General features: G+C 33.7%; 6 protein-coding genes. 1 reads left to right on the forward strand and 5 read right to left on the reverse strand.

The window, feature by feature from the left end; genetic code table 11:
* From NZ579_04930 to NZ579_04945, 4 genes are all read right to left on the reverse strand, one after another.
* On the reverse strand, nt 1–367 hold a 367-nt coding region (locus tag NZ579_04930), incomplete at its 3' end, for a hypothetical protein (GenBank protein MCS7299287.1).
* Between the two features lie 34 nt (nt 368–401).
* On the reverse strand, nt 402–1,277 hold the full coding sequence (ilvE, locus tag NZ579_04935) for a branched-chain-amino-acid transaminase (GenBank protein ID MCS7299288.1): 876 nt from the start codon (nt 1,275–1,277) through the stop codon (nt 402–404).
* Between the two features lie 184 nt (nt 1,278–1,461).
* Nucleotides 1,462–3,765: a lytic transglycosylase domain-containing protein gene (locus NZ579_04940; GenBank protein ID MCS7299289.1), complete on the reverse strand. Its 2,304-nt coding sequence runs from the start codon at nt 3,763–3,765 to the stop codon at nt 1,462–1,464.
* Nucleotides 3,766–3,777: 12 nt separating this feature from the next.
* Nucleotides 3,778–4,347: an isoprenylcysteine carboxylmethyltransferase family protein gene (locus tag NZ579_04945; GenBank protein MCS7299290.1), complete on the reverse strand. Its 570-nt coding sequence runs from the start codon at nt 4,345–4,347 to the stop codon at nt 3,778–3,780.
* 259 nt (nt 4,348–4,606) lie between these two features.
* On the opposite strand from NZ579_04945, the gene NZ579_04950 reads away from it, so the two are divergent.
* Nucleotides 4,607–5,296 carry a response regulator transcription factor gene (locus NZ579_04950; GenBank protein MCS7299291.1) on the forward strand — a complete coding sequence of 230 codons (690 nt, stop codon included), beginning with the start codon at nt 4,607–4,609 and terminating at the stop codon, nt 5,294–5,296.
* Here the strand turns inward: NZ579_04950 and cysS are convergent.
* Nucleotides 5,293–6,705 (reverse strand): cysteine--tRNA ligase, encoded by a 1,413-nt coding sequence (gene cysS / locus NZ579_04955; GenBank protein ID MCS7299292.1) that lies wholly within the window; start codon nt 6,703–6,705, stop codon nt 5,293–5,295. The two genes, NZ579_04950 and cysS, sit on opposite strands and share 4 nt — an antisense overlap.
* Nucleotides 6,706–6,941 lie beyond the last annotated feature (236 nt).

Genomic DNA, 6,941 nt, shown 5'->3' on the forward strand with positions numbered 1-6,941 from the left:
CGTAGAATTCTTTTTTCAATTCTTCGGACTGTTTAGTTAGTTTTTTATCGAATTCTTCTGATTGTTTTTCTAGTGCTGCGTAGAATTCTTTTTTCAATTCTTCGGACTGTTTAGTTAGTTTTTTATCGAATTCTTCTGATTGTTTTTCTAGTGCTTCATAGAACTCTTTTCTCAATTCCTCTGAAAGTCTGGAGAGCCTTTTATCAAAATCAACATAGAGTTTATAAAGAGCTTCGTCTAGATAAGTTTTAGTTACAAGATTGCTACCATATTTACCTAATATAAGCCTATATAACTCAAAAGCGAAACTTTCATCTTTTTCCACAAGTTGTATAATTCTATTTTTTAATTCCTCATCGGTAATCATATAACTAAATATAACAAAATTCTATTGTATTTTGCTATCTTATTGGTGTTCCTTCAGATCTTGTGAGTTTTCTATACTCCTCAAGAATGAATTTTGTTATCTTTCCAGGTCTTCCATCACCTATTATCCTCTTATCTACTTTTGATACAGGCACGACCTCTGCACCAGTTCCTGTCAGGAATATCTCATCGGCAACATACAGATCCATTTTAGAAAATAATTTTTCCTCAAATGGTATTCCATTTTTCTTGGCAATCTTTATAACTTCATTTCTAGTTATACCTACCAATATTCCTGCTTCCTTAGGAGGAGTAATTAGAACACCATTCTTAACTATAAATATATTATCACCAGTGCATTCAGAAACGAACCCATCTTCGTTGAGCATAACTGCTTCAGGAACGCCATTGTTTACTGCTTCTATTTTAGCGAGAATATTGTTTAGATAGTTCAAACTCTTTATCATCGGGGGCACAGCATTAGGTGAGTTTCTTGCGGTAGATGCTACTATTATACTCATACCTTCGGTGTATATCTCGTCTGGATACATAACAAGCTTATCAACAATCACTACAAAAGAAGCCTTCTTTGCTAGAAAGGGGTTTAATCCAAGATCCCCGATGCCCCTTGAAAGCACGGGGCGAATGTAAGCATCCTTGACATCATTCTTTCTACAAGTCTCAATGATAATACTTTTTATTTCTTCTTTGGTGTAGGGTGGCTCTAGCATTATAGCCTTCGCTCCTTCAAACATCCTGTCAATGTGTTCATCAAACTTAAATATTCTTCCATCATACGCCCTTATCCCTTCAAAGACACCATCTCCATAAAGGAAGCCTTTGTCAAAGACACTTATTTTTGCATTGTCCTTGTCCAGATATTCACCATTAACAAAAACGACATTTCCCATACCAACCTCAAATTATTTTGATATATTTTTATACAACAAGTTTGATTAATTCAACTTTTATGGCACTTTTGAATTGAGTGAGAGAAAAATACGGAAACTAGATCGTTTTTTGATAGGATAATGATTTGATAGAATAATAATCTGGACCTGCAGGTATAGTTTTGAAGATCGTCTTTGTTTTGTATTAGTTTCGTATTTCCGAAAGTTTGCTAGACTTTAGAACGAAGTTTTTATAAACAAACTTATTTTCTAAAACTATCTTTGTGTATTCTCTAGTTTCGTGGAACCTAATTCCTTCAACGAAAAGTACAGGATCAGATGTTTTTAATGAATCAAACCATCTTCTTACAGCAGTCATTCCTGCGTTGTAAGAGGATATTACGAATACATCTCTGAAGTTTTCTGGTTGTTTCTTTGAGAAATCTAATAATTCTCTTATGTGAGATATACCTAGATGCAGGTTCAAGTCTATTGAAAATACTTCTAATGGGGTTATGGACCTTGTGGTTCCTAGAAATCTTTTAGCAGTAGCATCGGCAGTAGGTAGTATAAGTTGCATCAGTCCCATGGCATTGGCGACTGAAACAACAAAAGGCGAAAATCTACTCTCTTGTCTCATTATAGCATAAACTAGTTCATTTTCAACACTATATTTGAAACAGTAATTATTAACCCTGTCTGTATAAGGAGTAGGGTATAGTTCCTCTAGAAATGCCATTATAAAGAACGCTCTACGAAAATATATGTTATCGTTTTGAAAACCGAACCTTTCGTAGGCTCTTACTACGTATTCGGATATGTTAAATTCCTTGAATTCCCGGATAAACTTAATATGAGGTCTAGGTGTTAAATGCTTGATTTCAAGGTGTGTATCAATGATCAGATTTTTGCTAAATAATTCTGATAGATATTTAGGTAGGGTACTTATGTTTTCGTTTGTAGTGTTATTTGTGTTGGTGTTTTGTGTATTGTAAGATGAAAGTAATCTCTTTTTGAATGTTTCAACTTCCTTTTGTATGTCAATATCTATACCAAAAGAAGTTCCAAACATCCCCTCAAGAAACTTTAAACCTATTATTGAATTCAGATCCTCTATCCTGGGTTTATTTTTGTATCTACTTACGATGTTAGATGCTTCGCTTGATATAAGAATAATAACATTGCTCAATAGTGTGCTATTTGTGGCCAACAATTCAGATAAAACTATATATTCGTAAGTGAATGGATGTTTGATGAGTATTTCTTTCATTATTTCAACTCTTCTATCATAGTTTTGAGTAGTTAAGAAATCCAGAAGTAAAATCTCTTTCTCCCAACTACTATCTTTGGTTACTTTTAGCATAAATACTACGAAGTCTCTTATTTCTTGTATATTCCCTTCGTGTAGGTGATGTGATATGAAAGCGGACAAAGGTGGTTTAGTTAGATTGTTTAGTTCTACTCTAGAATAGTAGTTCTTAACAAACTCAAGGTGATTTCTAGGGAAAAGAAGTTTGTAATTTCTTAGGACATAAGATAAATACTCTACACCACCTACATTCAGATATTTTATTGCGTTATCGTTGAATTCCTTTGAATCTCTGTTGGAATAAAGCCTTAAATTTAGAATGAGGATTTTGTCAAGCAAGATATTGTAAGATTTCAGAATGTTTTTGTTGGTTTCGTAATTTTTTATCAATCTTTCAATTATGTTTTTAGCATCTGTGAAGTTTTTGTTTTCAACCAGTAGCAAGGCGTTATAGTAGTCTCTTACTGCGTTTGGTAGTTCGGTAGATAGAATTAGTTTAGCACCTTCTGAGGCAAAGCCCGAAGAAATTAGGTTTTTGGAGATGGATATTATTGAGGATCTATAGGAATATTTTTTTTCAGATAGTGCTTTTGCTATTCTTTCGGCGTTTTTGGTTTTTTTCAAAGCGTTTAGGAAAGAAGAGATTAGTATTGAAAACTCATCGCTTGAGGTTGGTAGTATGGTTAGAATCTTGGAAATATCTTCTTCTTTGAACAGGTTAGGTTTTACCTGTAAAATGCTTTCTCTTCCTAAAAATATACTGTTTCTAAATCTGTAATAGTTAATCAGATCTGTATAGTATCTCAAGTGAGGTTTTGAAATGGATTGTGTTATGACACTATCTGATACTTCAAAGTATCCAAGTTCAGACAATGCGAACCCAATGAGTAAGGATATATTGTTTGAAAGGAAGGCGTCTTGAATATGATAGTTTGTGAAGTTAAGTAGTTCTATGTAGTTAGAGGTTTTGTATAGGGAATTAGCGAAGGCGTATATAACCTCCGGCGGTAGGATGCGAATATAGTCATTCTGTTTCAATGCGAAATAGTTTGAAACTACTGTATGAAAGTTCATTTCATTGTATAGGTTTAAAGTAATACTTACGATAGTTTGCTGTTGTTCTACTACTCTAGCACTCATAGCAATAAGTAAGACTAGGGATAGTAGTATGAAGAGTATAACCGATAGATTCCCTCTCATATATTAGGTTGATCAGAACAAATAAGGTATGAACATTTTGGTTTTTCTTTTGTATTCAATATACTCATCTCCAAACTTCTTCTCAAGAAGTGCTTCCTCTATAGGTAGTCTCCAAACAACCAGTGATAGCATTATTAATTCACCTAGTAGGGTAAATAGCCACCATCCTGTTATAAAGAATGTTGAAAAGAATAGTATTATGTATCCTAGGTAGATAGGATGTCTTATGTATTTGTAGGGACCATCCTTTACTATCCTTACTGCCTTACTCAGTGAAGGACTGAAGTTCTCTCCTAGTTTGAAGTGAGCCCAGAATATAAGAATAATAGATAGAACTGCTATTATTGTTCCTATATACATAAGCCATTCAGGTATCTTGACTTCGGTGAAAGTAGGGTTAGTATCAGTCAAATAGAAGTATGTCGCTACTATTAATATAGTCCCTATTACGCTTCTGTAAACTACTAACCAGGTTGGTTCATGTTTTTTGTAACTGTCAAAGAAGGATCTTGAAACGAACTTAAAGTATGTTCTACCTATGAAAAGAACTCCAAATATGATACCAAATATGACCTTCTCCATAGTAAATATTTGGGTTAAGTTTGTATAACTTCTTATGAGGATATCAAATTACTTTGACTGGAGTTTGTAGTAGAGTTTGGTAAAAGTTGATGTGAAAGAACCTCATCTTGACTAGTAGAATAGGGGCAAAAGAAGGGAAATATTACCAACAAAAAACTATAAATCCCTTAACTAAACTTCATAACATTAAGATTTAGACTCTATTTAGTTTAGCAAAGTTAATTTTGAATCTTGTCTAGTGTTTCTAAAAAATTATAATATGAAAAAACTAATACTCATGGTTGAAGATGATGTAGATATTATAAATCTCTCCAAAGGTTATTTGGAGAAGGAAGGGTTTTCGGTTAGTGTTGCTATGAGTGTTAAGTTTGGAATAGAAAAGATAAAAGTTGAGAAGCCTGATATAATACTCCTTGACCTTATGTTAGGCGATGGTGATGGTTCAGAGGTTATAAAATGGTTGAAGCGAAACGAAGATTACTCAAACGTACCAGTCATAATACTTACTGCTAAGTCAAGTGAAGTTGATAAAGTTTTATTGCTTGAGCTTGGAGCAGATGATTACATCACAAAACCATTTAGCATAAGAGAACTAGTCGCTAGAATAAGAACTGTTCTAAGAAGATATGATAATAAAACTGCCCAGAAACAGAATAAGTTTGAGATTGATGGTCTTAAGATAAACTTTGATAGTTTTGAAGTCATCGTTGATAACGAAGTTATAAACCTTACAAGGAAGGAATTTAAGATACTAGAACTTCTTGTTAAAAACAAAGGGATTGTTCTTAGTAAGGAAAAAATTCTATCTTCAATATGGGATGACCATAGTAATATACAGGATGACTCCCGAACTGTTGATGTTCATATAAGCAAAATAAAGAAGAAACTCAAGAAATACGCAGATAAGATAACGGTAGTAAGAGGTGTTGGATACAAATTTCAGGTTTAACTGTCTTTGATTACAACAACTCCAATAGGTGTGTCTATTAATGAATAACCTTTTGATTTGATCGTATCTCTGATTTCGTCAGCTTCTTTGAACTTCCTATTCTTCCTCATCTCTTCTCTTTGCTCCACTAGAATTTTAATTTCTTCAGAAATTATGTCAATGTCTGTATCAAAGAAGTCAAGAGTAACCTTGACATCATTTACGAACTCCAGTATATCCCTAGCCTCTTGTGTAGATATTCTCCTTAAGTCTCTGTTCTCATATTCAGAAACCAGTCCGAAAAAACTTCCTAAAGCCTCTGGAACATTGATATTGTTATCCATACTCTCAATAAACTTTTCACGGTAAGACCTTATCTTCGCAAGATACTCATCGCTAACGTTAGCATTATTAGAGATTTGTATAATTTTCTTAAGTTTTGCTATGAATATTTCTAAATCCTTTATGGTTTTCTCTGCTTGTTTGATTTTTTCTTCTGTGAAGTCCAGAGGTTTCTTATAATGTGTTGATATTAAAACTAACCTTATTGCTTTAGGTGAATATCCTTTGGATAACAGATCTCTCAATGTGTAATAATTACCTTCTGACTTTGACATTTTTCTACCGTTTATCATTAAGTGTTCAACATGAACCCAGTATCTAACGAATTGCTTACCTGTTTTTGCCTCGCTTTGTGCTATTTCATTTTCATGATGCGGGAAGATAAGGTCAACCCCTCCACCATGTATATCAAATGTTTCTCCAAGATATTTTGTGCTCATTACCGAGCATTCTATATGCCATCCAGGTCTTCCCCTTCCTATACTTGTATCCCAGTAGTTCTCTCCATCTTCCCCCTTCCAAGCCTTCCATAATGCAAAATCAACAACATCATCTTTAGTGTATTCATCAACATTCAACCTTCCACTAGCACCTACCTTTATCTCTCTACTTTCAAGTTTTGAAAGTTTTCCGTAATCTTTAAACGACGATATGTCAAAATAAACACCATCTTCAGTCTTGTAAGCATAGCCTTTCTTGATAAGTGTTTCTATAAACTCAACCATTTCTTGTATGTTTTCAGTTGCCCTCGGGTAATATGTTGCAGGTTTTATACGAAGTGTTGATATGTCTTCAAAGAATATCTTTGCATATCTTCCAGTGTATTCTCTTAACGATATTCCTTCTCTTATCGCTCCCTTTATTGTCTTGTCATCAACATCAGTGAGGTTCATAACCATTACAACTTCGTATCCTTTAAATTCAAGATATCTCCTTAAGATGTCAGAGAATACAAATGTTCGTAAGTTTCCTATATGAGGATAATCATAAACAGTAGGACCACAGAAATACATCTTAACCTTCCCCTCTTCAAGAGGAACAAATTCTTCTATCCTACCTGTTAGGGTGTTGTATAACTTTAATGCCATATTACCTCCATTCAAGGATGTTAAGTGTTTGGTGGCCCGTTAAGATTAAATGATCATATCTATTTTGAGCAACCTAACACCCCTTATACCTAATAAATTCCAAAATTTGAGAGTTATTTGGGTATAGTTAATACTTTTAGTGTCTATCAAGTGTTGCTCTGGCAGATAACTACAAGCCTGTTTTCATATGTTCTCTAGATACCTGTTAAGGTATTTCACAATCTTCTTGTCTTCTT

Source organism: Spirochaetota bacterium, assembly GCA_025061835.1.
Classification (GTDB): Bacteria; Spirochaetota; Brevinematia; order DTOW01; family DTOW01; genus SKYB106.

Excerpts from the sequence above, each read along its gene's own strand:
- NZ579_04950 (MCS7299291.1), top strand. The coding sequence starts at position 4,607 with ATGAAAAAACTAATACTCATGGTTGAAGATGATGTAGATATTATAAAT.
- NZ579_04945 (MCS7299290.1), bottom strand. The coding sequence starts at position 4,347 with ATGGAGAAGGTCATATTTGGTATCATATTTGGAGTTCTTTTCATAGGT.
- cysS (MCS7299292.1), bottom strand. The coding sequence starts at position 6,705 with ATGGCATTAAAGTTATACAACACCCTAACAGGTAGGATAGAAGAATTT.
- ilvE (MCS7299288.1), bottom strand. The coding sequence starts at position 1,277 with ATGGGAAATGTCGTTTTTGTTAATGGTGAATATCTGGACAAGGACAAT.
- NZ579_04940 (MCS7299289.1), bottom strand. The coding sequence starts at position 3,765 with ATGAGAGGGAATCTATCGGTTATACTCTTCATACTACTATCCCTAGTC.